The organism is Oceanospirillum beijerinckii DSM 7166 (assembly GCF_000422425.1).
GTDB lineage: Bacteria > Pseudomonadota > Gammaproteobacteria > Pseudomonadales > Halomonadaceae > Oceanospirillum > Oceanospirillum beijerinckii.
Genome location: NZ_KE383833.1, coordinates 19,554 through 45,953 on the forward strand (window position 1 = coordinate 19,554; position 26,400 = coordinate 45,953).

The 26,400-nt window shown below is 47.4% G+C and carries 19 protein-coding genes; 4 read left to right on the top strand and 15 right to left on the bottom strand.

The window, feature by feature from the left end; translation table 11 throughout:
- The first annotated feature begins 276 nt into the window (after window positions 1–276).
- Window positions 277–2,526, top strand: a complete 2,250-nt coding sequence (locus H579_RS27280; protein WP_169449735.1) for a sensor domain-containing protein — start codon at window positions 277–279, stop codon at window positions 2,524–2,526.
- A gap of 103 nt (window positions 2,527–2,629) precedes the next feature.
- Here the strand turns inward: H579_RS27280 and H579_RS0122815 are convergent, their stop codons facing one another.
- The 5 genes from H579_RS0122815 to H579_RS0122835 form a co-directional block, all read right to left on the bottom strand.
- Window positions 2,630–3,460 (bottom strand): DUF2797 domain-containing protein, encoded by an 831-nt coding sequence (locus H579_RS0122815; protein WP_245583353.1) that lies wholly within the window; start codon window positions 3,458–3,460, stop codon window positions 2,630–2,632.
- 224 nt (window positions 3,461–3,684) lie between these two features.
- Window positions 3,685–3,930, bottom strand: a complete 246-nt coding sequence (locus H579_RS0122820; protein WP_028302575.1) for a YeaC family protein — start codon at window positions 3,928–3,930, stop codon at window positions 3,685–3,687.
- Between the two features lie 142 nt (window positions 3,931–4,072).
- Window positions 4,073–4,945 carry a rhomboid family intramembrane serine protease gene (locus tag H579_RS27285; protein ID WP_051228262.1) on the bottom strand — a complete coding sequence of 291 codons (873 nt, stop codon included), beginning with the start codon at window positions 4,943–4,945 and terminating at the stop codon, window positions 4,073–4,075.
- Between the two features lie 604 nt (window positions 4,946–5,549).
- Window positions 5,550–6,542, bottom strand: coding sequence for a metallophosphoesterase (locus H579_RS0122830; protein WP_245583354.1), 993 nt, complete (start codon window positions 6,540–6,542; stop codon window positions 5,550–5,552).
- The gene (locus H579_RS0122835) at window positions 6,532–7,413 is read right to left on the bottom strand and encodes an NAD(+) kinase (protein WP_028302577.1); all 882 of its coding nucleotides are present in this window, start codon (window positions 7,411–7,413) and stop codon (window positions 6,532–6,534) included. The genes H579_RS0122830 and H579_RS0122835 overlap by 11 nt, the downstream gene beginning before the upstream one ends.
- Window positions 7,414–7,991: 578 nt before the next feature.
- Here H579_RS0122835 and H579_RS28315 point away from each other — a divergent pair.
- Window positions 7,992–9,050 (top strand): DUF1853 family protein, encoded by a 1,059-nt coding sequence (locus tag H579_RS28315; protein ID WP_084624311.1) that lies wholly within the window; start codon window positions 7,992–7,994, stop codon window positions 9,048–9,050.
- A 38-nt stretch (window positions 9,051–9,088) separates the two neighbouring features.
- Here the strand turns inward: H579_RS28315 and H579_RS0122845 are convergent, their stop codons facing one another.
- A complete protein-coding gene (locus tag H579_RS0122845) occupies window positions 9,089–9,655 on the bottom strand; it encodes an outer membrane beta-barrel protein (RefSeq protein ID WP_028302578.1) in 567 nt (188 codons plus the stop codon).
- Between the two features lie 285 nt (window positions 9,656–9,940).
- Here H579_RS0122845 and zntR point away from each other — a divergent pair, with 285 nt between their 5' ends.
- Together zntR and H579_RS0122860 are read left to right on the top strand one after the other, a co-directional pair.
- Complete coding sequence (gene zntR, locus H579_RS0122855; RefSeq protein WP_028302579.1) at window positions 9,941–10,372, top strand: Zn(2+)-responsive transcriptional regulator; 432 nt, start codon at window positions 9,941–9,943, stop codon at window positions 10,370–10,372.
- Window positions 10,373–10,501: 129 nt separating this feature from the next.
- Window positions 10,502–11,686, top strand: a complete 1,185-nt coding sequence (locus H579_RS0122860) for an SO_0444 family Cu/Zn efflux transporter (RefSeq protein ID WP_028302580.1) — start codon at window positions 10,502–10,504, stop codon at window positions 11,684–11,686.
- A 206-nt stretch (window positions 11,687–11,892) separates the two neighbouring features.
- Here H579_RS0122860 and H579_RS0122865 read toward each other — a convergent pair whose 3' ends face one another.
- The 9 genes from H579_RS0122865 to cobT form a co-directional block, all read right to left on the bottom strand.
- The gene (locus H579_RS0122865) at window positions 11,893–12,831 is read right to left on the bottom strand and encodes a DMT family transporter (protein ID WP_028302581.1); all 939 of its coding nucleotides are present in this window, start codon (window positions 12,829–12,831) and stop codon (window positions 11,893–11,895) included.
- A 70-nt stretch (window positions 12,832–12,901) separates the two neighbouring features.
- Window positions 12,902–13,663, bottom strand: a complete 762-nt coding sequence (locus tag H579_RS27295) for a class II aldolase/adducin family protein (RefSeq protein ID WP_051228266.1) — start codon at window positions 13,661–13,663, stop codon at window positions 12,902–12,904.
- A 113-nt stretch (window positions 13,664–13,776) separates the two neighbouring features.
- Window positions 13,777–16,605 carry an ATP-binding protein gene (locus tag H579_RS0122875; protein ID WP_028302582.1) on the bottom strand — a complete coding sequence of 943 codons (2,829 nt, stop codon included), beginning with the start codon at window positions 16,603–16,605 and terminating at the stop codon, window positions 13,777–13,779.
- Between the two features lie 18 nt (window positions 16,606–16,623).
- Window positions 16,624–18,354 carry an EAL domain-containing protein gene (locus H579_RS27300; protein ID WP_051228268.1) on the bottom strand — a complete coding sequence of 577 codons (1,731 nt, stop codon included), beginning with the start codon at window positions 18,352–18,354 and terminating at the stop codon, window positions 16,624–16,626.
- 9 nt (window positions 18,355–18,363) lie between these two features.
- Window positions 18,364–22,329, bottom strand: coding sequence for an ATP-binding protein (locus tag H579_RS0122885; protein WP_084624315.1), 3,966 nt, complete (start codon window positions 22,327–22,329; stop codon window positions 18,364–18,366).
- Between the two features lie 3 nt (window positions 22,330–22,332).
- Window positions 22,333–23,226: a response regulator gene (locus H579_RS0122890; RefSeq protein ID WP_028302584.1), complete on the bottom strand. Its 894-nt coding sequence runs from the start codon at window positions 23,224–23,226 to the stop codon at window positions 22,333–22,335.
- Between the two features lie 252 nt (window positions 23,227–23,478).
- Window positions 23,479–24,150: a histidine phosphatase family protein gene (locus H579_RS27305; protein WP_051228270.1), complete on the bottom strand. Its 672-nt coding sequence runs from the start codon at window positions 24,148–24,150 to the stop codon at window positions 23,479–23,481.
- A gap of 53 nt (window positions 24,151–24,203) precedes the next feature.
- Complete coding sequence (locus H579_RS0122900) at window positions 24,204–25,163, bottom strand: adenosylcobinamide-GDP ribazoletransferase (RefSeq protein ID WP_051228272.1); 960 nt, start codon at window positions 25,161–25,163, stop codon at window positions 24,204–24,206.
- Window positions 25,164–25,342: 179 nt separating this feature from the next.
- Window positions 25,343–26,377, bottom strand: coding sequence for a nicotinate-nucleotide--dimethylbenzimidazole phosphoribosyltransferase (cobT, locus tag H579_RS0122905; protein ID WP_036567316.1), 1,035 nt, complete (start codon window positions 26,375–26,377; stop codon window positions 25,343–25,345).
- Window positions 26,378–26,400: the final 23 nt, after the last annotated feature.

The following is a 26,400-nucleotide window of genomic DNA, read 5'->3' on the forward strand; positions in this document are numbered from 1 at the left end:
ACTCTCACCCCGGAAACCGGCCAAAAAAACTGGACTTATATGTTGGAATACTTAACCTATTCTATATTAATAAAGACCGTGACTGTCTTATGATGACTACAGCCAGATTGGTATATGTGTTTTTTAAAGCCAGACACTACAGGAAACCCTATCATTATAAAGCATCATATGTTATCCATGTTATATCTGAATAAAACGACAATACTCGCAGTTTAAAGAGATCTTATTACCTATATGTCAGATCAGCCAGTCCGGCCCCAGCCAAGTATCAACTTCATGTCCATTAGGGTAGCCGCCATTTATATGGCGTTCTCACTGCTGTGGATCTACTTTTCTGACCGCCTTCTGAATAAGCTGGTTCAGGATCCGGAGTTGATTCTGCAGTTGCAAACATACAAAGGCTGGGCATTTGTATGCATTTCCGGCTTGCTGATCTATAGCCTGACCCATTTGGGAATGCGGCATAAGCATAATATTGAACATCAGCTGAATCAGAAGTCAAAACACCTACAACAGGTTTTGAGTAATATCTCGCACAGTATTGTCCAATACTCTCTTGATGGCCGGATCGGCTATGTCAACCCTGCAGCCTGTCGTCTTTACTGTATTGATTCTAACAACACTTTACCCCATTTAGATCAGCTTTGTATTCAGCCTGAAGATGTCCATCGCCTAACATCTTCCTTGCTTAATCTCTCCAAAGAGGGGCAGAACAGTGGTCAGCTACGGCTAGGACAACAGGATCTAAATGGCCAGCGCTTTACTGCTTCGTTTGACTGGACCGTACAGAAAGATGCTCAGGGGCTGATTATAGGCTTTATCGCTGCGATTACAGATATCAGTGAGCAACAACGCTACCAGCAACAATTAGACCAGGCTGCCTTGGTATTTGATATCGCCGACGAAGGCTACATGATCACCGATGCGAAGGGGTGTATTCTAAGTGTAAATCCTTCGTTCTGCCGTATCACTGGCTTTTCCACGGAACAGATGCTTGGTCAGACTCCCGCTATGCTCAGTTCGGGTCAGCATGATAAAGCGTTCTATCAAGCATTATGGGATCAACTGTTGCGTACCGGCCACTGGCAGGGAGAGTTTGTGAACAAAAATGCAGCAGGTGAAGAGCAACATATCTGGCAAAAAATATACGCGCTGAAAGATACCCAGGGGATTGTACAGAAGTATGTCTCGATACTTTATGAGATTAACAACCTGAAACAGACCGGCTTAGATGATCTGACCCAATTACCTAACCTGCCCCAATTGAGAGATCGCTTGAGTGCTCTTATACCTGAGGCAGAGAAACGGCGGGAACATTTCTGTATCGCTTATGTTGATCTGGATAACTTCCAGGGAATTAACGACAGTTTTGGTCACCAAACTGGCGATCAACTGGTACAGGAGGTTGCCTGCCGCCTGGCCGAACTGATAGGCCCGGAGGATATTCTGGCTCGTCAGGGGGGAGATGAGTTTATTGTATTGGGCCGAAATATGACGCCAATACAAGGCAATCTGGATTTTGCCGACAAGCTACTGGCCAGTTTTAATGAACCTTTTGAGCTGCAAGGACAAAAGCTGTTTATTACTGCCAGTATCGGCTTATGCTGCTATCCAGAAGATGGCGAGAACACAAGTACTCTGTTAAGAAATGCGGATACAGCCCTGTTCCGCGCCAAAGACACCGGCAAGAACAATTACCAGTTTTATACTGCCCAGCTGACCAATAATGCCGTACAAAAGATGGAAGTTGAGATTGATCTGCGTCGTGCAATCACAGAGTCACCTCAAGAGTTTGTCGTCTTTTATCAACCCCAGATCAACCTTGAAACCGGCATGATTGCCAGTGCTGAAGCTCTGGTACGCTGGCAGCACCCGGATGGTAAACGAATAGGCCCAGATCAGTTTATCCCTGCTGCCGAATCGACCGGTTTGATTATTCCATTGGGCAAACAGATTCTGGAACAAGCTTGTTTAGATTTCCTCGCTTGGCAAGCAGCAGGACTGCCGCTGGAACGAGTCTGTGTTAACGTTTCCATGGTTCAGCTGTTAAGAAGCAATTTCCGTGATGATGTGCTGGAGGTGTTGCAAACCACAGGACTGGCGGCGCAATACCTGGAACTGGAAGTCACGGAAACGGCTCTGATGAAGGAAAATGAACAGGTCGCCGAAATTCTTTCACAACTGCAATCTCTGGGAGTCGCTATTGCAATTGATGACTTTGGTACCGGTTACTCTTCACTGGGCCGCCTGCAAAGTCTACCTGTAGATCGCTTAAAGATTGACCGCAGTTTCATGCCGGAAAGCGCCAATGATCACCATGATCACGCCTTGATCACATCAGTACTTTCCCTGGCTAAGAACCTGGATCTGGAAGTAATCGCGGAAGGGGTTGAGACGGAGTATCAGGCTGAACTGCTTATCAAAAACCGCTGTCAGCTGGCACAGGGTTATCTCTATAGCCCTCCGGTCAGCCAGGTGGAGTTTATTCGCTGGGCCAGTATGTACTCTCAGGTTATGAGTGCCTGATAGCCTCACAGATCCTGTATAGCTATCAGGCGACAATTCCCACCTAAACTAACCTCTTATCTGACAAGGAAAAAGCCAGCAGAGCAAAAGCAGTCAACAAAAACTACTCTGACGCTTCCAGCTCAACCAGATAGGAACCGTATTTACGGATATTGATCACTCCGGTATCCAGGATCAGATACTGCCCCTTAATCCCCTTCAACACCCCTTCAACCTCAGGCGTTTTATCCAGATTATGAGTACTCACCTTGGTTGGGTGCTCCAATACCGGATAACTGAAGACAAAAGGCTGAGCATCCGGCAAGGTGTAAATCGCATCAACACCGTGTTCTTCCTGCAGCTTTTGCAGATCATCGGCACACAGCGCTAACAGGCGATCGCGCTCTGCCAGCAGGTCGATCTCCTCGTATACACCTTTCAGCATATTGCGCCAGTTGGTTCGATCTGAGGTGTGTTTACGAATAGCATCTTCCACCAGACCGGATTGCAGACGGGTTTTCACTCGCAGAATCGGTAATGCGGTCATCGCGCCCTGATCCATCCAACGGGTAGGGATCTGTGTCTCACGGGTGATCCCCACTTTCAAACCGGAAGAGTTGGCCAGATAGACGATGTGATCCTGAAAACAGAACTGCTCCCCCCACTCTGGCTCACGACAAGTGCCGGCATGGAAGTGACACTTTTCCGGACTCATAATGCAGGTATCGCAGCGGGCCAGCTTGGTGAAACAGGGATAACAGTAACCCTGAGAGTAACTCTTTTTCGTTTTGCGGCCACAATGGCTGCAATTGATCGTACCGCTAAAGTTCAGACGAATCTTTTTGCCCAACAGATCGTTCATCGTGATCATCTGATCACCCAGTTCCAGTTGGTAGCGCACAGGTTGATCGTCCTGAGTGTGCATCTTATACAGATGCCCGGAATACACGGTCATGGTCATACCTTAGAAAATAGCTCAGAGAGGCAGTGGGCATCCATACACAGTGGAAGCCCTTATTATAGACAAGCCTTAAATCACGTTTTAGGTGTTAGCAGTACAAGCTGCACACCACTAATCGTTGTTAAGCACTTACACAAAAGTTTCTCTTTAGCGAATGGCTTCATGCTTCAGCCATTGACCAAAAAATATAGCAACACTGTTGTGTAAGTGTGTATTGATCAGTGCATAATCTTGATGATATCCGCGTGATCTTTATCGCTTTCACACTGATCTTCCATAAAGCCCACGCGATCCTGGGCTGGCAGGTCATGCTGGAACTCGTAACGAATCACCGCTTCCATGCAGATCTCAACCTGTTCTTCGGTCAGCTTTACACCGTTTGGCCATTTTCTCAGCTCTACAGCCTGGCGTAGGTTAGCGTAAATGTCCGGTGTCATATTCTGAATTAGATCTTGCAGGGTCATGGAACCTCCAGTCATAGAAATAGGCCGTACGACCTGAATACCTGATAGCAGGCGTAGGATTATAATGATTTCAAACCATTTACCCAACGCCTACTTTTAGACCATCCCTGAGGGATGTTAACGCAGTGAATCGATTTTTTGTTCAGACAATCCGCCCAGGCGGAGCCCCTTCACCCACCAGTTGGATACGCAACCAGGCCAGTAAAGTACCGGCGATCAAACCACCAATATGAGCGGCATTGGCAATATTGCCTAACCCCAGTACACCAGCACCGCCGACCAGACAGAATACCAACCAGATCATCAAAGCGATAAAGACCGCTTTACGTACATGAAAACGGGGCACACGGGCAAACTTGTCCCAGAACCAGCAGTACCCTAACAAGGCATAGACCACACCGGACAAACCGCCAAACAGTACATCACCGACCATATACTGGGCGAAGTTAGCAGCCAAACCACTGATGACCACCACCAGCAGTAATCCTCTGCTTTTCTGATGTTCTTCAATCATTCGCCCCAGCTCCCACACCCAGAGACTGTTAAAGGCCAGATGCAGAATGCCAAAGTGCAAAAACATGGGACTGATAAAACGCCATAGCTCCCCAGACTCCAGTACCTGTTGTAAAGAACCGTGTATCAACTGCTGATTTTGCATACCGACGGGGACAAAGGTCATAGTGCTGAAAATAGCACCACTGGTTTCCAAAAATATTCCTGCGGTAACCAGAGCGCTGACCAACAATAAGACAATGGTCAGCGGCCAAGCTCTTAAACCATAACCGACACGATCCAACATACTTCGACGATTAACCACCACCTGAGTATTGGCCAGATTACCCTGCTGCCAATCACGAATCATCTGCAACAGTTCCGGGAAGTAAGCAGGATCTGCCAGCCAGATCTCCTGATAATCGCCTTTATGTCGAATCTGGTGACCAATACTTCTGGCCCAAAGCTCTCGACTGAGCTCAGAAAGATCCTGCTCTACGGGTACATCTAACACTTTAATCATGAGGTTAAGTGTCCTTAACGGGTACTAAAAATCTGAACAGCCCTAAACCTGTTTTGCCTCAACCTGAGAATCGACGGACAGTACGCTTATACCATTCCCGATAAGTTTCTTGATATCAGAGTAGGTTGGATAAGCGAAGCGCCATCCGACTCTGACTCCGATACGGGATAATTGTCGAAAGGCGCCTTGCGGCTTTTCCGACCTACAGCAACTTATCTAGTTTGGTATTATACGAGGAAATTCAATGTTTAGCTTAGTGGCTGATAAAGGATATCACCGCAAAAGTTAACCAGCGGCCATCAGGTCAGTTGAGATTTTCATCTCCCAGAAACTAAAAATCCGGCAGCCTTGGGAGGTGCTGCCGGATCAACTCGCTGGAGGAACATCCTGTTACTCGGTGTTCTGGTTTTGGGATAACCATATACTTAGTATGCGGTCATTTAGCAAAGTTCCAAGCCCTTTTGACAAAACTTCACAAAAAAATGTCCAAATCACTTAAAACCAAGTGTTTCAGGTCATTTTTTCAGTGTTATTTATCCACTCACAACATGCTTCCCCTTGAGACAATTCCTTGCCCATTACCAGAAGGACTCCAATCACAGAATTAACTTTCATCCCGCTCCACAGAAACCCAAACAAAGTTATTGGCATCCAACTGCGACTCACCACTAAAGCGATAACTCACCAACTTGCCATACTTCACCGCACTATAATCCAGACAAGCAATATTTGGCGTCACCAGGGCAGGCACGCCCTCACACCAGTAGTGGCCAATGAACAACGGCCGCTCATCTCTGCCGTAGTAATGCAGCTGAGATTTTTCCAGCTCGGTCAACGCACGGTCCTCCAGAGACCCAGGCAGATTATCTGGTTGGAATACCACATCGCCATAGGTTTCCGGATCTTTGGCCCAGAAGTGTGTTCTGAAAGTACGGCGGGTAAAACCATCACCACTATGGATCTCGATACCCTCTGGCAGATTCATATGGGTGCCCCGGGTCAGCTTCTCCATCAAAGAGAAACCAAAGGTTTCACGCTGTACTGATTCGATCAACAGAGATTCGTCCAGCAGAGCCGTACCTGTACGCTGAGTCAGCCCTTCAATCAGGTCGTGTTGCCAACAGGCATGGACCACCCGAAACTGTTCATGCTCCAGATAAAGAGGCAGAGACTTGAACCACTCCAAATACATCTCCCACTCTTGCGGGTAGTCTTCAAACTGCTCCAGAGTTTCTTTAATCAGGCGATTATGGCGCTCGGTGTGAGTACGTAGATGCTCACTACCAAACCCTTCCGGTGCTTTGGTGCAATAGGTCAGGTTATTATGCTCATGGTTGCCCATAATCATCGCTGCCTGATTACTTTGCACCATGTTGTATACAATCTGTAAGGCTTCACGAATCCTGGGGCCACGATCCACGATATCCCCCAGAAAGATCACCTTGCGTTCCAGGTGCTGCCAGACACCATCAATACAACGGTAATCCATCAAGGTTAACAGACGTTCAAGGGTATGAGCACAACCGTGCACATCTCCAATCAGGTCATAACCAGTAGCCTCCGGTATGACCTGAGATCTATCAGCATCAGTCGACAAAACTACTACTCCAACCTAACTTAGTACGGCAGATCTCGTAGAAATTGTGATCTACCGGATGAATTAAACGCAATTTGTAAGGGCGTTTTTTGACATATAGGACATCACCGGGCTTTGTCACCAGGTGTGTTTGACCATCACAGCTGACATGGGGATAAGCATCATTATCTTCGGAAATGATGATCTTCACCTCACTGTTGCCATCCACCACAATCGGACGACTACTTAAAGTGTGCGGAAACATCGGCACCAGAACGATAGCATCCAGTTTAGGATGCATAATAGGGCCACCACCTGACAGAGAATAAGCGGTAGAACCCGTTGGAGTAGAAACAATCAGACCATCGGAACGCTGGTTGTAGACGTACTGACCTTCGATGTAAAGATCAAACTCGATCATACGCGCGGACTTACCTGGGTGCAGTACGACATCGTTCAGGCCGACCGCATTCCCCACAGGCTCACCATTACGGTAAACCTCAGCGTCCAGCATAAAGCGCTCTTCGCTGATGTACTTACCATCCAGTACTTCGCCCACTTTGGTTTCCAACTCATCCGGCGAAATATCGGTCAGAAAGCCTAAACGGCCACGGTTGACACCCAGTACCGGAGTTTTGTATTTAGCAATGGCGCGTGCCGCTCCCAACAGGCTGCCATCACCACCCACAACTATCACCAGATCACTGATCTCACCAATCAGCTTACGGTTCGCTTCCTGCAAGCCATGCCCCGGCATTACTTCACCGATCTGGTCCTCAAGGATAATATGCAGGTTTCGCTCTTGCAGATAGCGAATCAAGCGCTTCATGGTGTCCACTACTTTGGTACTGCCCAGGCGCCCGATCAGGCCAATATTCTTAAATTGTTCCATCTGTCGTCTTTATATTCGTTGTGAGTCAGATAGCGACAGCTACTGCAGATTAAATCGTATCCAGAAAGATCCAATTAGATCCTGTCAGTGGCTCTACGCTTACCGGTTTATCAAACACTGAAACAAACATTTCTCTGGAAAATCCCCAAATGCCTCAGCCTCAGGCTGGTGCATACTGAGTATACACAGCAATGATTGGAGTAATCGTTTATCTCAGTATGTATGGTATCCACTCAGAGGTTGATGAACTATACACCTGACCATTCAGCGCCTCTCAGTCTCTACTCTTGGTTTTAATCTAGGTTTTAATCGCCAAATACAGGAGAATAGGGACAAATTAGTTTTGTTGCCTAGGCACCTGTCTAACCACGGACCTATCTAACCTAACCACGGACCTATCTAACCTAACCACGGGCCTATCTAACCTAACCACGGACCTATCTAATCAAAGATCCAAAGGCCCAGCATACGATAAATAAGCCAAAAGGCAGAAAATAAGCCAAAAGGCAGCTTTGTAAGCGCTTGTCTGGTCAAAACAAGTTACGCCTCAAAATCTATCATCTAAATAAAGCCTAACTATGTTAAATACCCATGAATTTCAAAATCAGACCGTTAGAGATCTTATTTGGTTATTAACCAGTCCAGCGTTATGCCATTGTACTGTAGAACAGTGGCAAATACCCAATCTTCACAGGGATACCTTGGTACAACTGGAGCAAGACTCTGGTCTATTAGAGCACTTTGTTGGTGTAGATAAGCCTCAACGTCTGGGGCATTACGTAGAGAAACTCTGGCAATTTTACCTCTGTCACCATTCAGATCTTCAGGTACTCAGCCATAACCAGATAGTCTATGACAAAAAAAGAACAGTAGGCGAGTTTGATCTGCTCCTGCTTGATCACAGAGATCAGCAAATCTGGCACCTGGAGCTGGCTATTAAATACTACCTGGGCCTGGAACAAGCCTGGGGAGCACCTGAATGTTGGACACACTGGCTAGGTCCGGGTTGCCGCGACAGCCTGGATCATAAATGGCATAAGTTGAGATATCAGCAATTGATACTTAGCCAACGTCCAGAATCTCAAGCCCTGCTGACTCAGCTACGTCAGCAATATGATCTGGACGATACGATTCCCCTGAACAGCGCCAGTCTGACCCGTGGTGTCTTGTTCTATCCTTTGGCAAACAATCAAAATCTGAGTTTACCAGCCCCAAGTCAAACCGAAGCCGCTCATGCCCGTGGCCACTGGTGTACCGTATCACACTGGTTAGAGCATGCCGAGAATAGCAGTGGCTGGCTCATTCTGAAAAAACCCCATTGGCTTGCACTACCCTACGCACCCAAATGGCAGGATAAACGCAGTATGACAAGCATAATCCAACAGGAGCTCACACGCGGCCCTGTCTATATAGTGGAAATATCAGATAAAAAGCAGGCAGAGGTGATTTGTGGGAGCAAGGCAGCAGAAACTGGTACTTGGTCAGATAGAGCGGCTTGTGACTGGTCGAACGAATATCAAGCAGAGCATATCAAGCGCTATTTTATCGTGCCAGATCAGTGGCCACACTATATGCCACTGCCTTGGCACCAGCTACACCCAGGGATGCCGCGCCTGGATGTAGCAGGACTGGATTGAGCGTCTAGCGAATGAGCTAACAGTGAGAGTGCTAAAAATTAGAAACGAAAACCCACACCGACATTGACCGAGTCCATGTCAAAGTTTGAAGTGGAGACATACTTGATATAGTCGGCATTGGCATAGACATCACGCCATACGTTTAATTCGGCCCCCAAACCAAAAGACACACTGGAGTAACTTTCACCCACTGCAGCGATATCAAACTGAGAAGCGGTATACCCCACCAGACCTTTCAGTTGCAGGCGATTCATTGGCAACATCCCCCTGATAAAGAGACCCAGGGTATGCTTCATCTTGACAGGTCCACCTGTAGCAGCCTTATCATTGCCACCAAGCCCAAACTGAACCTCAGCGGATACAAACTCATCAAAACGCTGACCAAAGGTAAAACGCGTGCCGCGATCAGAACCTTTAATCGTATTATCAGAGTTATTAAAGTTCCAGTTCATCATATCGATACCTGCGTAAGAGTAGGAATCCTGATAGATGTTAATGCGTGGAGCGGTATCACGACCCATGCTATACGCACCAGCGGCTTGAGCAGGCATATGGGTCAGAGTCGCCGAAACGGCCAGCACACTTGCTAATAAACGAAGTTTCATCAATCACCTCTGTTTCTGTCTTACATCCCAGGCAGGCTTAAAGTGCCTATCTGTCCCTTAGGTTGCCCTTATTTCAGCTTAGGTTAACATAAAACATCTTCAGATCCCCCACTGCACCATGACATCGCTGTTATGGCAAAACGGAATAACTTTTCTTTATTTCACCCTTGACCCTAAACTTAACTTCAGGGTTTAACATAACCTTAAGCAACAAAACCAAAGCATCTTGCAACAACGCTTTGCTTGAGCTGAGCATCATTGCTGAACATATCCTGGAGAAGAGAAATGGCCGCTTATCTACGTATTGGTGAGTTAGCGAAAAAAACCGGTGTATCCGTTGAAACCCTGCGTTTTTATGAGAAACAGCGCTTGCTGCAAACACCGCACCGCAGTGAGTCTGGCTACCGCTTATATGATCAGCAAACCCTAAAGCAGGTGTCGTTTATTCTACGAGCTAAAGCGGTGGGCTTTTCCCTGAAAGATATTGCAGACCTATTGGCTTTGGAAGTGAATCGGGAGCAGGAAACCTGTGAATCGGTAAAAAGCTTTGCCGAAGCCAAACTGCAAGAGATCGAAAACAAGCTGCTGGAGCTGCAACATATGCGCAATGCACTGCAGCAGATCACTGATGCCTGTTGCGGTGGAGAAAAACCCGCAACCCATTGCACTATTTTGACCGCACTGGCAGAAGGTGAAAAACGACAAGAGCACCACTAAACGGATAGCAATGATTTAGAAACCTCCAATTATTTAAAAACGTACGGATTAAAGCCAGTCACCATTTAAAATCAGGGCTCCACACCTTGCCGGAAATACTGGAATCACAGCAAGCACCGAGTATTAAACATGAACTTTTTAGCACACTTTTTTGATATTTTTTTGGATGCCGCCCCCTGGCTGATCGGTGGTTTAGTAGTTGCAGGACTGATCCATAGTTTTGTCCCCACACAGGCGCTGGCCAGACACCTGGGCCAGGATAACCTGACATCCAATATCAAGGCTGCCGTTTTTGGCGCACCTTTACCATTGTGTTCCTGTAGCGTGATCCCTGCTGCAATTAGCTTAAGACGCAGTGGCGCATCACGCAGCTCAACCGTATCATTTCTGGTTTCAACACCTGAAACTGGTGTCGACTCCATTGCAGTCTCTTATGCCTTATTAGGGCCTTTTATGGCCATTGTTCGCCCCGTTGCAGCGGTTATGAGTGCGATCAGTGCCGGCCTGCTGACCATTGCCTTACCTGAACAAAACAAATCAGAACAATCAGTCACTGAAAAAGAATCGTCATCTATAGAAACGGAAAATACGCTAACAGATAGCTGTTGTAGCAACACGAAATCAGAAGCGTCTCACTCACAAAATAAAACTAAGAGCAGCTGTTGTTCCAGTCAAAATAAAACAGAGTCCAAAGCAATTGATAACTGCTGTTCAAGCAAACAGGAAAACTCAGACAGCAATAATAGTCTTGTAGAAAAGTTTATTTCGGGCCAGAAATACGCCTTTGTTGATATTTTTAACGATATGGCAGGTTGGTTACTGGTCGGCTTAGTATTGGCTGCGGCAACCCTGACCTGGCTACCTGAAGACTTTCTCACCCGTTGGGGCGGCGGTTTTATTGCCATGCTAGTAATGGCGTTGGTCGGTATTCCTATGTATATCTGTGCCACGGCTTCAACACCCATTGCAGCTAGCTTGCTTATGGCAGGTATATCCCCCGGTGCGGTACTGGTTTTCCTGCTGGCAGGACCGGCCACCAATATGGCGACAATCGGAGTAGTTAACCGAGAGCTAGGCAGAAACGCAGTCATCTCCTATCTGGCGGGGGTATTAGGTGTTGCCTTTATTGCAGGTTTTATTACCAACGGGTTGGTGGGAGCACTGGAGATTGATATTCAGGCACAGCTGGCGGCAAGTCAGCACCTGTTGCCAGAATGGTTGATGTACCTGAGTGCAGCGCTGTTAGCCCTGATGATTATCCGTTATGCCAAACAGCAATTAGCGCCTAAAGCTGAGGCGGGCTGTTGTAACTAAACGGTCCTTACCACAACACAGGATAACGCTCTTATACCATTCCCGATAAGTTTCTTGATATCGAGCAGGTTGGATAAGCAAAGCGCCATCCGACACTGATACTCAGCTATTGTCGGAAGGCGCCTACGGCTTTTCCAACCGACAACAGCTTACCTGGATCTGTATTAGACCACTGACTCCGATCGAGTCAGTGGTTTACTCTCTGTCTAATGCCCTGCCAGCAGCAGTAATAGAACACCAGCAATGATCACCAACATGCCTAGAATCTCTCTTGCCGTTAAACGTTCACGGAAGAAGAGTACGGCGATAGCCAGGGTAAAGATAAACTCAATCTGGCCCACCGCTTTTACATAAGCCACTGGCTGTAAAGTCATTGCGGTAAACCAACCGACAGAACCTAAAACACTGGTCAGACCAACAAAAAAACAGGTGCGATGCTGAAGTGCCATAGCACGCCAATCCTGATCAGAACGCAATGCCAGATATACGACACCAGTCAAAGTTTGCATCAGCACCATAACCGCCAGGGTAAAAGCGGCACTGAGCTGAAAGTCAGATTCCAGGGTTAGACTGGCCTGGCGTAGAAACAGCGAAGTCAGCGCAAATAAACCACCAGCCAACAAACCAACACCGGCAGCAGGGTTAAACAGCAGCTGACTCAGTTTTTGCCCTATCGATTGAGTATGGCTATCTGCAGCAACCAAGCCTGCCCGACTACTGATCAATACAATTCCCAAGGCACCCAATAAAATACTGAACCAGCCGATTATAGACAGGGTTTCAGAAAACAATACGACACCCAATAATGCCGCCATCAGCGCTTCGGTTTTAACGTACATGCTGCCGATAGCAAAGTTACGAAAACGAAACAGCCATACCATTAAAGCCGTGGCGATCAACTGAGCAATACTCGCCAACAATGCAAACAGATAAAAACGCGTATTGCCTTCAGGTAACACACCTGGTGCACCGGATTGCCAATACACCAACCAGAATAGATACAGGGCAACAAATGGTAAACCATACAGATAGCGCACTACCGCAGCGCCAGCAGAGGACAAACCATGAGCCAATTGCTTCTGCCCTGCAGTTCTGATCGATTGCATCAAGGCTGCCATTACGGTCAGACCGATCCATAGCTCCACTAGTTTCCCCTCACAACCATTCATTCCCCGACAACTATTTTTCCCCTCACAGAAGGTTATACCGAAACCATTAAAAACCGTGGGACAGCTCGACCTTACCTGCTTCAGCATCATCTGCCAGTTGCAGCGCTCTGGCCCACTGAAAGACATTCAGCATCGCCATACCCGCTTCAGCCATATTGCGACCAAAGCTGATAATGCCATCTTCATGCCCCCCCATTGCCAGTACAGGAGCTGATTTCAGTTGACCACTCTGCCATAGCTGCTGCACCGCCTGAGCCATCCCGGGTGTGCCATACGGAATATCCATCGGCGTTACAGGCATTAATAATCTGTCCCGTAACGACCAAATTTCCGGGCTATGAACATGAATTACCGCTTGAATTTCTGGCGATAGAGCATAGATGGCACCATGGGTCAGCGCCTCGGAGGAAGGTTTGATCGGTCCCTGAGCAATAATATGATTTTCGATAGGGTCACACAGTTTAACCAGCGCATAGTGTTCCGGTGTTAACTCCGACAACTCACCCGTCTGAGTTCCACTGATAATAAAGCCTCGTGCAGTCTGAACGGCATCGGCAGAAATGCTATCCACCTCAGACCAAGACCGCTCTGGCAGGTCATCTATCGATTGACGGGTTGAAGTTGAGGACACAGCCTGACTGATATTACCATAACCCAAACCACCGTAACGTTCTGGGTCCTGGCCTATCAGGCCCAACTGATACAGTGTTAACCGCCACTGCTGCAAGGCCGTTAAAGCGCTCTCGTCCACAGCTCCAGCTGAAGTAAAATCCAGCCGATACTTAATGACACCTTCTTTCTCATGCACGATAGTATTCACTTTGATACTGACTGTTAGCCCGTCAATATATCAGGCTTAACGGTCAATATCAGTGCTCTGGCAACAGAGAAACCTGTAAAGCTTATGATAAGCCCTCTTCGCTAGCGTGATTTATTGCGGGAAAGCTGATCCAGCTCATGACAATACTCCTCAATAGAATGCACAAGGCTATGATGAGAGTGAATACAGGCATTCAACCCTGCAACCAGCTCTTGGATGTTGGTACCTTTAGCCAGCAGCTCAATCACTTTGGCACAATAAGCCTTCAGATGAATCGCGCCTACCATATCGGATGCGGTGTGCAGTTTCTGCATACGTGCCGACAAGCCTTCGCTCTGGCTACTATCCTGAGTATGCTGATAAAGGTGTTCAATAATAGATCGGCTACTGGCGATAAACTCACGATAAAATTGACTTAGCACGGAAGGATCATCTGAACCTATCATAGAGATCAAAACCCGTTTATCCCAGCCGACCACAACATCAGTTTCCAGCGCTAGCCCGTCTTGGTCCGTATGCGCCTCCCATTCAAGTAAAAAGGGTTCCAGGCACTGACTGAGCTCTTTCAGTGAGAAAGGCTTGGCCAGATAAGCATCCATACCCGCTGCATGGCATTTTTCTTTGGTGCCTTTTAGTGCATCTGCTGTAATCGCAATAATGGCAACTCTTCTCTGCCCTTGCTCAAGCTCTTCCTTGCGAATACAGCGGGAAAGTTCATAGCCATCCATTTCAGGCATATGGCAGTCGGTCAATATCAAGTTGTACTGATTACGCCGCCACATATCCAGTCCCTGTTTGCCATCCTGGGCCAAATCGGTCAGAAAACCCAGTCTCAATAGTTGTTGACTGATCACCTTCTGATTCGTTGAGTTATCATCAACCAATAAAGCCATCCGACGGTGAGCAACTGCCTGCTCAATCGTCACAGACAGCTCCGGCCTGTCGGCCATAGAAAAAGTAACGGGCTCTTTTAGCGTTTTGCAGGCCAGGTCATTTAAGGTCGTCATTAAACGATGATACGAAAGAGTGGACGGATGCATAATGACCCGGCCATCACGCTGAATCTCAAGATAATGTTCATCCTGGGCAGAAAATTCTGCTGAAAAGGTTACAAAATGAATATTACTGCCTGTCAATGTGGTCGGCAGACAACATTCGAGCCTTTCAGGTGTCACGGAAAAGTCGGCATAACAGTTCAGAATAATCAAACGAGAGCTGTGACGCTGACCTGCGGCTTGTAATGCCAGCGTAGCATCAGCAGAGTGGAGAACAAAAAAAGGCACATTGCCATATTTTAAGTAACGTACAAGAGATTCAGTCAGCAACCCCTCTCCAGCGCAGATAATGACAAAAACATCAGACAGATCGGCCTCCTTCTGACTCTCGCCCTGAGCCCCATATTCAAGGGGTAATGACACCGAAAATGAAGAACCTTCACCAGGAAAACTTAATACATCCAGCTCTCCGGACATCATATCTACCAAGCATTTAGTCAGTAGCAAACCTAACCCTGTACCACCAAATCGCTGTGAGATCTGATCATCTCCTTGTTCAAACGGCTGAAATAAGCGGGCTTTAAGCTTGTCAGAAATACCAATTCCATTGTCTCTAACCACAAACGTTAATACGCCACCGCTTTCATCCCGGGCCTTCATCTCTATATCCAGTACAACGGCCCCTTGCCGGTCAGGCAGATTCTGGGAGAACTTAATCGCATTCCCCATCAGGTTGTACAAAATCTGCTTAATGCGTACGCCATCAGCAGATACTACAGGCAGGGCAGGCGGGCAATTGACTCTTAAACGCACCCGCATTTTATCCGCCTGTCCAGACAGATTATCCACGACCTGAAAAATCGTTTCTTCCAGAGAGATATCCGTCTTATCCAGCTCCAATTTACCGGACTCAATCTTCGAAAAGTCCAGTACATCATCGATAATGACCTGTAGCATCCTGGCCGAGCTGTCTGCAGTCTCCAGTAAATCTCGATGCTCACTTTGCTGAAGGTCCCGCCGCAGCAAGTCTATTGTTGCGACAATACCATTCAGTGGCGTACGAATTTCATGACTCATTGCAGCCAGGAAACCAGACTTAGCCTGAGTCGCGGCGGTCGTTTTATCCAAGCTACGTTCCAATCTTTGCCTAAGGCGCCTTTCACTGACAAACAAGCGGTAAATACTTAGAAATAGCCCTACACTCATCAGCATATAAGCAAAAGCTTTTAGCATATGAGCCATATTGAAAGGGTTATCAAATAACTGAGTAGAGAAAGGCATAAACATTAATTGGCAGGTTAAGCTGACAATAATGGTCAGTAGCAACCAATATTCAAAATCATCCTCTTTCCATCCCCCCCGCATGTAAAACATACCGCCGGCAATCGCCATCATAAGCGCAGGAATAAGTTCCTCAGGGCGACTGATAATAAGCTCTGGATAATAGGCTCGGGGCAGGGGGTAAAAGGCAAAAAACAGGAAAGATAAAATAGCAAACGAGCTGCTGAACAGAATAATTTTATTATTGCTGATTCTATGTTCATAACGGGGCAATATCGCAAATGCCGCAACCAGAAAAGAAACCCCTAAGAAAAATCGTGATGCCACCCAGCTCCAGGGAATTAGAGAGGGCGGTGGACTGGGGAACAACAGATCAAAGAACTCAGAGGTAACCAACGCATGGTAAAAGTCCAATGCGGCGGTTCCCATAAAACCTATACCAATAATAAAAAACAGCTTATTGGATTCATGGGCAAAGTAATGCAAAAAACAGAGTATACCCACAAATGCCGCAACCAGGGTGGCTATCACTTCCATTAGGGTATGGAGTGTTTTATTGCCCTGCCACTCAAGTGCAGAGGTAAAAAATGCCAAGCCTGATAGGATAAAAATCATCAGCAGAAAAGATAACTGTCTCTGGTAGGCCGTAAACATAGTACGTACCCTCGCTCTTTAATGTTTAGTATGACCAGAAAGAACTTGTAGTCTTAGCTCCATCTCCCGCACAACCAAAGCAGCGAGATCACCAATGAGTTGTTTATCCTGTTCCGCAAAAGCTCTGGGCTTGAAGTCGATACAACACAGAGTGCCTACATTCACCCCTCGCACCGACAACGGGTAGCCTGCATAAAAGCGTATCCCCGGCTCTCCTGTTACGAGGGGGTTTGAGCAGAACCGCGAATCAGCCCGGGTATCCTCCACCAGAAAAATTTCATGAGTCATAATGGCATGACCACAAAATGAGATATCACGACTCGTTTGCCTGGCATCCAAACCTACCCGGGATTTAAACCACTGCCGACCGGCATCAACCAGACTGATCAACACCACAGGCACATCAAACGCTTTTTTTGCAATCCGGGTAATACGATCAAAGACTTCTTCCCTCTCTGTATCGAGAATGTTCAGACTTCTGAGTACCTCAAGGCGACCAGCTTCCCCTTCCGGAATACCTGGCAATTGATAAGATAGTCTCCCAAAAAGCTGATGGCGCAGCTCTGACCACTCCTCCAACCATACAGGTAAGCGAGCCATTGGCATGGGGCGGGCAAAATAATAACCTTGTACATAGTCCACCCCCATATCGCTGACCAACTCCATCTCCTGGCGTGTCTCAATCCCTTCAGCCACCACCGTCATATTGAGCTGTTTCGCCAAACTGATGCTGTTATTCAGAATGATCTGGGACTTGGAGTTATCCCATACAGAGCTTACAAAACTTTTATCCAGCTTTAATTCATCAAAAGGCAGATCTTTCAACTGCGTCAGATTGGAGTAGCCTGTTCCGAAATCATCAATGGACAGGGAGATACGCTTCAGCCTTAAACTGCTGAGAATATCCAGTACTTCAGCCATATCCCTGTTCAGGCAACTTTCAGTCACCTCAAACGTAAAGCGGCTATAGCTTTCGTTATGCTGTTTAAGAACATTTTCCAAAGCGATAAAAAAGCTACTCTTCTGCAGACTTTTCATCGATAGATTGATTGCGATATGAACATTGTCAAGCTGATGCCGATACCGCTGAAAAAAAGTAATAACCTGTTGCGTCAGTGACAACGTCATCTCATCAATCAAATCATGATGCTCAAGTAGGGGAATAAACTCATCAGGAAATACATTGCCCAGATCCGGAGCACTCCAGCGAGCCAATATTTCAACGCCAAAAGCCTCCTGACTCTTCAGATGAATTTTTGGCTGTACCCAAGGCTCCAGCTCTCCCTTTTGGATAGCCTGCTGCAAACGCTGTCTGGAGATATTCCGAGTGGCCGCTGGCTCATCGGCTTTTACCTCCACTGGAGGTCGTACATTCATTAAGACCTGTTTAAGCTGCTGACTATTCACTGGCTTACTGATCCGGGCCGCGACCGCCAGCCCTCGTGCCTGAGCCAGCTTTTCTACCGCTTCCAGGGTATACAGGTCCTCACCGCTAAACAGAATAATATGCCCTGGAAACTGCTGATCTGCCAGATATCGGATCATATCGACCCCCGTGATATCCGGCATATTCAGATCCAGAATCACCGCATCAATACCGTGCCCCGGTTGAGCTAGCAGTTGCAATGCATCATGGGCATTATCAAATGTCTGAACGTTATGACAGCCGATGCTCTTCACCTGGAAAGAGGTTGCTCTTAGTACAAAGTGATCATCATCTACGATGACAACATTTTTCATCACTGTCATAGCTTTCACCTAGTCAGAGGTTTGTAAAATATAATCCCTGATTAATGCAGCGGATCGTTCATAGACCTGAATCAGCTCTGAAGAGTCCCTCACCACGTTATCGGATATATTCTGCTTAACAGCCGTATTAATAGCTGTCGCTTTATCACTTAACTCCAAGGCACCGACCATACCTGCAGACGACTTTAACTGGTGAGTAGCACTGCCAATCAACGAGATATCACCATTATCCATACCCTGTTTTAGCCGGAGCACAACCTCCTCAGAGCTGTCCAGAAATTCCTGATAGAACTCCTGTAATACGGCTACATCATCACTTGAGATCAACTTCGGCAAGACAGAAAAATCAAGCAGTGCCGGAGAAGCACGCTTTTCTTCCTCGCATAGGGTTTCCTGTCCACTGATTTCCTGCACACCGTCTGTTGAATCGTTTTCACCAACCGTATATTCATTCACAGACATCGGGCCTTCTGGTGCAATAGTTTCAGCCACAGAGGCTATCAACGCCTGAGACAGGTCATCCTTTAAGAATAGAGCATCAGCTCTATCTGAACAGGCCACTTTAGATAATTCAGGTAGATTTCTCTGAATAGTTACCGCCAGCGTTTCCAGTTCCAGCGGCTTGGACAGACAGTCATTCATACCTGCTGCAAGGCACTGATCACGGACACCTTTCATCGCATCAGCTGTCAAAGCAATAATAGGAATGTGCTGGTATTGCGGGTACTGCCGTATCTTTTTGGCCAGAGTATAGCCATCCATGACTGGCATATGGCAATCGGTCAGTAACAGGCCAAAATCATACTGTAGCCAGCGATCAAGCGCCTGCTGCCCATCTTCAGCAACCTCATAGCTCAATCCCAACATAGCCAGCTGCTGGCCTATCACTTTTCGATTCATCCCATTATCATCCACCAGAAGCACCAGACCGACCCGATCACTCTCCAGATTCAAATGCTCTATGCATCCAGAGCCCGTAGAGATAGCATCATTAAATTGTTCAGGGAAACAACAATACTGAATCTCTCTGGATAGACTCTCACCATTAAGATAATAAAGATTCAAGTGAACATGTCGCAGTGGCAAAAATAGCTCCTCGGTGTCTGAGAAAAAGCCTGACTTGATAACACTGATATTTTGTCGGGAAGTCAGATCAGCCACACGGGAGTAATAAACTTCATCGGTAAGCACGATACAGTTACACTTATCGCACTGCTGAAGAGCCTGGCTAAGCGCTTCTTCACTTGGTATGTCTTGCCAGCGACCATGGGGATAACTGGTTTGAAAATACAGCTGTAAAGCCTCGCGGGAAAAGTCATCATTCAGGTAACAGAGCAGAGTTACTGTACTTAGAGAATCAATCTCGTTCTGAAAACTATGGATTAACCCTGCACTGCCAGGTGCTTCTGAAGGTTCTGTTTGACATAAAGGAATACGGACCGAAAAAGTACTGCCCACACCTTCTTCGCTGTCAACCGTAATGCTTCCCTGCATCATCTGAATAAGGCGTTGTGTGATCGCCAACCCCAAGCCAGAACCACCAAAACGACGGGTAATATCGCCATCTGCCTGAGAAAAAGGGCGGAATAAGCGGGATATCACCTCATCTGACATCCCAATACCATTATCAGTCACACTAAAATTCAACATCTGGCGTGTTGTATCATAATTCAGGCGTACGCATACCTGTCCTTTCCTGCCCTGCTGCTCCGAACTAAACTTCACCGCATTACTGACCAGATTGATAATGACCTGTTTGATTCTGACACTATCACCCTGCAGATAGGAGGCTTCAATCTCATCCAGAAACAGTAGGTGACAGCTTCTTTTTTGCGCTATAGGCCCGGTTACCATCTGAACTTCACGCACCAGCTGATGCATTGATAACGTGTGCTCGTTCAACTCAAGACTGTCCGCCTCAATGCGTGAGAAATCCAGTACATCATTGATAATCTGCATCAAACTAATCGCTGATGCATACGCCTGCTCGGTCAGCTCCAGTTGTTCTTTGGTAATCCCTTTAAAGCGCAACATATCGACCGAAGCAACAATGCCGTTGAGCGGTGTTCGTATCTCATGACTCATGGTTGCCAGGAAGGCAGACTTAGCCCGGTTTGCCGCTTCTGCTTCAGTGGTCGCTTTTTTCAAGCGGTTTTCTGCCGCCTTGCGCTCGGTAATATCCAGTACAAAAGCGACCAATAGCTCTTGCCCCGATAGCACCTGATACATCATGATGAGTTCAACCGGGATCAAGTGACCATTTTTTGATTGATGCACACTTTCGGTACGTAAAAAACCATTTTCACGCACCTGAGCCACTTGATCTTTAAAACTCTCTTCAGTGTGATAAAAATCTATACTGAGTAATGTTAAGCTTTTCAGCGTCTGCTCATCATACTCCAGGCGATTCAGCGCCACATTATTACTGTGTAAGATCCGTCCTGAACGACATTCAATCCATAGCTCTGCAATATCGGAGTTTTCCAAAGCGTCCCGGGTCACTTTTAAAGTTTCTGCGGCTTGCTCGGCTTTATCTTTTTCTAACTGAAGGCGAAACGAAAACGATTTCAGATCTTCATTCATCCGCTTGTAAGCCGAAATATCACGGATATACACCACGTAATATTCAGAATTTGCCCCCTCAACATCCCTGACCATCACCTGCACACCCAGCTTTTGCTGATTGGTCGATAGTAATTGAGTCTCCTGAGCTTGCTTGAGCTTACTTTTAACTCTGAGCCAATCGGTATAATCCATATCATCCCATTCAGGGAAAAAGGGTAAAAAAGCCTGACCATATAAAGACTTTAGAGGCGTATTTAACATAGATGACACTGCTTGATTGGCTCGAACTACCACCCCCTTACGATCAACCACGATAATACCTTCAGAAGAGACTTCGGATATGGTATGACTCAGAAATGCCTCAGCATCAGCCAACCGCCGGCTACGAAAGAATATGACACTGGTGAGTAACATCAGAAAGGCAGAGAAACATGCCGCCAGGAAGATAAGGCGGTTTGTATGATATAAGAGGCCAAAAGCTTCTTCCCGGGGCTGCTCTGTCGTAATGGCTACATCCATATCCGGCAACCAACGCCATGCACCAACAGCAAGTTCATTATGCACACCGATATAGCCCAACAGGTTAGAGGTTACACCAGACTGTAACTGATTTAGCTGTGTTGAAATATTTTTATTCAGCCGTCCCTGATCCATGAACTCGCTTGTATGCCCACGGGTCAGCCACTCTTTATCAATAGGTGATAGTAAATTGCCTTGATTATCAAAGGCGTAAGTGACACCTGATTCTCCGGAGCGTTCACGCTGTAATAATGGGAAGAAGGTCTTGTAGGGGTTCAGTCGTAGCATCAATGCTGCAGACACCTGCCCCTCGGTAAAAATAGGCACGACAACAAACATGGTGTACTTTTTGTCTAATCCAGAAGCTTTATCGACCCCCAGATCAACATCCGACAGCTGCACTCTGGAGATCATAGGAACCCCCTGCCATACCGGTTGCAAATGTTCAGACTGCTGCGATAACAGATTAAGCGTGCCCGTGTTGATGTCCCGGGAGGAAGCCAGTGACAGATAGTCCTGGTTGATAATAAAGAAGCCTTCAAAGATCTCTTTATTCAGTAAGGTTTGAAAATACCCCCTTACACCAATGTAGCGATTATCGATCAGCAGCTGCTCACGGCCCTTGTCTACATCCTGTAGCAAAATTTTGGTATAGCTTTGCAACTCCTCATCTTCTGCCAAGGTGCTCGCATGAGTAATATGGTTCTCGGCCCATATACGCAACGCTTGCTCTGTACTGTCTAAAATCGTAGTGAAGCGCTGCAGAAGTTGTTGCTCATACTGAACACGGGTATCTGCCAGGATCAAATAGGTCACAGCAAACAGAGCCAGTATCGCCATTAATACGCCAAGGATACTGGACCGAACACTCTTTCTCACATGGCGCAACATGGCTCAGTCCTGCACCTTTAGTACAACTGTTTCAACGATATTGCCTTTACCTCTGTACTCCAGAGTATCAAAGCTGCTCATGCGGGCCATCGCAATCCCCCTGCCATTAGGATCAAATGCCCTCTCTGCCTGCAGCTCCAGGTAAGGCTCCCAGTCAAAGCCACTTCCCTGATCTTCCAGCTTAAATGTAATCCGGTCCGCCTGCCGGGATACCAAAATTCTGGCTTCCCGCCCGCCCCATTCTGAAGAGGTCTGCCGCTTCTCAATCTCTTCGGCCAAAGTACCTTCCAGTAAATAGGCTTTTTTCTCATCATAACTGATGCCTAGATTGCCATGCTCAATGGCGTTGATCATCAGTTCATGCAGACCTAAAGCGACCCGATTAGGGTCGGGATATAAGCGGGATAATGCTTTTGCCAGCTTAATGGCCTGATCATGAGTCTGAAAACGTATACTCAATTGCTCGACAGCGGAGAAGATCAATGCCAAGTCGTCAGAATCCGCCTTGACTGTGCTCAGTTGCTGATACTGCTGCACAGCTGCCTCAACCACCGTCAGCAGCAGCGTCTTGTCCAGAGGTTTTGTCAGATAATAGTGCGCTCCGGCACTCAAACCTTCTTTGATATCATCACGATCGGTCAGGCCCGTTTCCATAATCACCGGGATGGTGCTGTACTTCGGGTCAGACTTGAGCATTTTCAGTAACATCATGCCATCCATACCGGGAAGCTGACGATCCAGAACCACGAGATCATAAGTCCCTTCACTCTGGATCAACGCGGCCCAACCCTGCTCACCATCTGCAGTGTGATCAACCTGATACCCTACATCTGTGAGGACATGTGAGATCATCTTCGCAATAAATGTATCATCTTCGATCAGTAACACCCGGGGCATATACGCTCCTTAAATCCGGTACACCATAACGTAAATCTAGCAGCTGAACGCCTTTCTGCTACCCAGTTTGCGCTATCTCCACCAAAAAAATCAATAAAAATACATCTTTAAAGGGGAAAATAAGCCCAAAATAATATCTATGAAGGAGAGAAACATCAAAAGAGAAAAGACAGTTAAACTATAAGATAGCACTCGACATCCTGTCCGCTGTGAGAATATGACCTTTTCACTCCTTAAAAGGCAAGATACCCGCTATTTAAAAAATGGGATCGCCATTTCAATAGGCCAGTTTAAGCCCTTAACCTGCCACACTTCGCTCTGAGGCAATGGCTTACAGTGCGATGAACAACCACCTTTGTCACATTGACACTGCCAGGTGCGTCTCAGCCAGATCAGATGCTGGTAGTCCAGCTGCAAGCGCAGTTGTGATGATAAGGGCATCTCTAACACCTGCCCCATAAGCATACGGATAACCCCCAGATGGCTGATCAGAATGCCACCCTGACGCTGTTGTAGCCAAGCCTGCCAGGCTTTCAATACCCGCTGCTGAAGCTGTAAAGCCGACTCGCCACCATGAGCATCAAAACCAGATAGATTCTGCTGCCAGGCATCTATATCCGTTTTTGGAATACTGGACCACTTCAGACCTTCCCAGCGACCAAAATCGATCTCCTGCCAGGCGGCATCAAAGGTCGGATCGGTTAAGACCGCACCCGCCATCACCTGGGCCAGCTGTGCTGCCCGCTGTAATGGGCTGGAGAACAGTAGCGCCTGGGGATTGGTTGCAAAAAAATCAGCGGCTAAAACGGCACAGGCCGAATCAGGAACCTCTGCAGCAGGAAGGTCTAGCCTTCCGTAACAGATCCCTGATTCGGCCTGCGGTTTGAGATGACGTATCAACAGATAGTCTGCAGAACAGATCACGCGCTGCTCCTGTGATCAGACATTAAAACGCTCATCGCTCAAGCGGTCATCTCTTAAACATTCAGACTATAGGCAGACAGCGCCAGATAAGTCATCGCCTCAGCCAGCTGCTGAGCACCACCCAGACAATCACCGGTATAACCGCCAATGCGCTTATTCCAGTACCAGGTCAGCCAGGTTTTCAGCGCCCACAGCGGCAACAGCATCATCAGAATCGGCGGCATAACACGCTCGGCATAACCAAAGCCCAGAATGATCGCTAATACGGACAAGCCACCCATCAGCCAGACAAATACCAGCTCTGAGTTGTACATACCGGAAGACTGACCCTCAAATTTGCTGTCTTCATCATTACGCACATAGTCCATGGAATGGATAAAGCTGGCAGAGAAGCTGCGACTCAGCACGTAACCCAGAATCAGCACCATAGGGATCTGCTCTGGCGTAAACAGGAACAGTGCGCTCAGTTTCACAGTCAGCAGCAGTGCCAGACCGATCACGCCGTAAGAACCCAGACGGGAATCCTTCATCACACTCAGGATACGCTCTTTAGAGCAGCTGGCACCAAAGCCATCACAGGTATCCGCAAAACCGTCTTCGTGGAAAGCACCGGTCAGGAATACGCCCACAATGGTCGTCAGCACAATAGCCATCCAGCTACCATCCCAGATCGCATAGAACAGACAGAAGCTCAGTGCGGCAATCACACCCAGAATCAGACCGACAACCGGTAGGAAGCGCGCGGCACGATTTGGCTGCAGTGCCCACTGAGGCACATTTACACCGACTGGAATACGGGAAAAGATCACCAAAGCTCCCAGCAGATACCAGAACTGCTGATGCCAGAAGCTCAGATTATCAGGGTCCTGGATACGCTCGGCATCAAAAGTATGATCCCACTTGGCCTTATAAGCGCACGCCTTAGCCATTAAAGGGCGCTTAATGCTGAGTTCGTACTGGCCACGCACAATGCGCCCCACCGTACACAGCTGTTGTTTTAACGTTTGTATCATGTTCACGCTCTATAGGGTCTCCAGTTATCAGCCCCGCAAGGGACCATTTATCTGTCAAATAATGACTATTTTTTAAAACCAAAGTGTTTTCAATAAAGCCTTAAATTTGATAACACCCAGGTTTTATAAAGACTCTGTTAACCAATAACGGCCATCTTCAGTTAGCCAATTATCAACGATCACTCACTACGCTGGCTGACCGCAGCCTCTTCAAAGGAAGCCATCTCATTCAAAAAAGCCAGCGCAGAGCAAAGCAAAGGATAGGCCACAGCGACACCACTGCCCTCGCCCAAGCGCATATTCAGCTTCAGCAGAGGCTCCAATCCTAAATAATCCAGCAATTTGCGGTGGCCCTGCTCATCGGATTGATGGCAGGCCACACAATAATCCAGTATTTCCGGGTAAAGACTATGCGCAATTAGCAGGGCACTGCTGGCGATAAACCCGTCCACCAGTACTATCATGTTCAATTCTGCCGCCTTTAACACGGCACCGCAGATCATCGCGACCTCAAAACCACCAAAGGTAGCCAGCGTCTGCAACGGATTATGACTCTGCTCATGCTGATTTGCAGCCTTTTGCAGTATCGCAAGTTTACGCAACAAACCCTGTTCATCAAGTCCTGTTCCGCGCCCCACACACTCTGCAAGAGCAATTCCCGTCATTTTGTGCATTAGCAGCGCCGCTGATGAGGTATTGCCAATGCCCATTTCACCGAAACCGATCACATTACAACCGGACTCAGCAGCATATTTTACCTGCTCAGCCCCCCTTTGCATCGCCTCTTCAGCCTGATGTAAGGTCATCGCAGGCTGCTGCAGAAAGCTCTTTGTCCCTGCTCCCATAGAGGCATCAATCAGCAATGGGTGTTCGGGCAGTCCACCGGCTACACCGGCGTTTACGACTTTCAGCTCGATCTTATGCTGCTGACAAAACACATTGATAGCAGCCCCTCCGTGCAGAAAGTTCAGCACCATCTGCTGCGTCACTTCCTGAGGATAAGGGCTCACCCCCTCTTTAGCGATACCGTGATCACCAGCAAACACCAGTATATGAGGTTTATTCAGGCTTGGAGTCAGACTCTGCTGAATCAACCCGGCCTGTTTTGCGATACGCTCCAGCTGCCCCAAAGCCCCAACGGGTTTGGTCTTCAGATCGATCTTTTCCTGCAGCGCATCGGCCAGGCGCTTGTCTGTAGAGTTAATGGTAAACATATCTTTTATCGGCACAGTGTTTC

Bases quoted from the DNA above. Each gene is read 5' to 3' on its own strand.
- H579_RS0122815 (WP_245583353.1), bottom strand. From the start codon at position 3,460: ATGACCGTGTATTCCGGGCATCTGTATAAGATGCACACTCAGGACGAT.
- zntR (WP_028302579.1), top strand. From the start codon at position 9,941: ATGGCCGCTTATCTACGTATTGGTGAGTTAGCGAAAAAAACCGGTGTA.
- H579_RS27280 (WP_169449735.1), top strand. From the start codon at position 277: ATGTCCATTAGGGTAGCCGCCATTTATATGGCGTTCTCACTGCTGTGG.
- H579_RS28315 (WP_084624311.1), top strand. From the start codon at position 7,992: ATGTTAAATACCCATGAATTTCAAAATCAGACCGTTAGAGATCTTATT.
- H579_RS0122885 (WP_084624315.1), bottom strand. From the start codon at position 22,329: ATGTTGCGCCATGTGAGAAAGAGTGTTCGGTCCAGTATCCTTGGCGTA.
- H579_RS0122860 (WP_028302580.1), top strand. From the start codon at position 10,502: ATGAACTTTTTAGCACACTTTTTTGATATTTTTTTGGATGCCGCCCCC.
- H579_RS0122845 (WP_028302578.1), bottom strand. From the start codon at position 9,655: ATGAAACTTCGTTTATTAGCAAGTGTGCTGGCCGTTTCGGCGACTCTG.
- cobT (WP_036567316.1), bottom strand. From the start codon at position 26,377: ATGTTTACCATTAACTCTACAGACAAGCGCCTGGCCGATGCGCTGCAG.
- H579_RS0122875 (WP_028302582.1), bottom strand. From the start codon at position 16,605: ATGTTTACGGCCTACCAGAGACAGTTATCTTTTCTGCTGATGATTTTT.
- H579_RS0122890 (WP_028302584.1), bottom strand. From the start codon at position 23,226: ATGCCCCGGGTGTTACTGATCGAAGATGATACATTTATTGCGAAGATG.
- H579_RS0122900 (WP_051228272.1), bottom strand. From the start codon at position 25,163: ATGATACAAACGTTAAAACAACAGCTGTGTACGGTGGGGCGCATTGTG.
- H579_RS0122820 (WP_028302575.1), bottom strand. From the start codon at position 3,930: ATGACCCTGCAAGATCTAATTCAGAATATGACACCGGACATTTACGCT.
- H579_RS27285 (WP_051228262.1), bottom strand. From the start codon at position 4,945: ATGATTAAAGTGTTAGATGTACCCGTAGAGCAGGATCTTTCTGAGCTC.
- H579_RS27300 (WP_051228268.1), bottom strand. From the start codon at position 18,354: ATGACAGTGATGAAAAATGTTGTCATCGTAGATGATGATCACTTTGTA.
- H579_RS0122835 (WP_028302577.1), bottom strand. From the start codon at position 7,413: ATGGAACAATTTAAGAATATTGGCCTGATCGGGCGCCTGGGCAGTACC.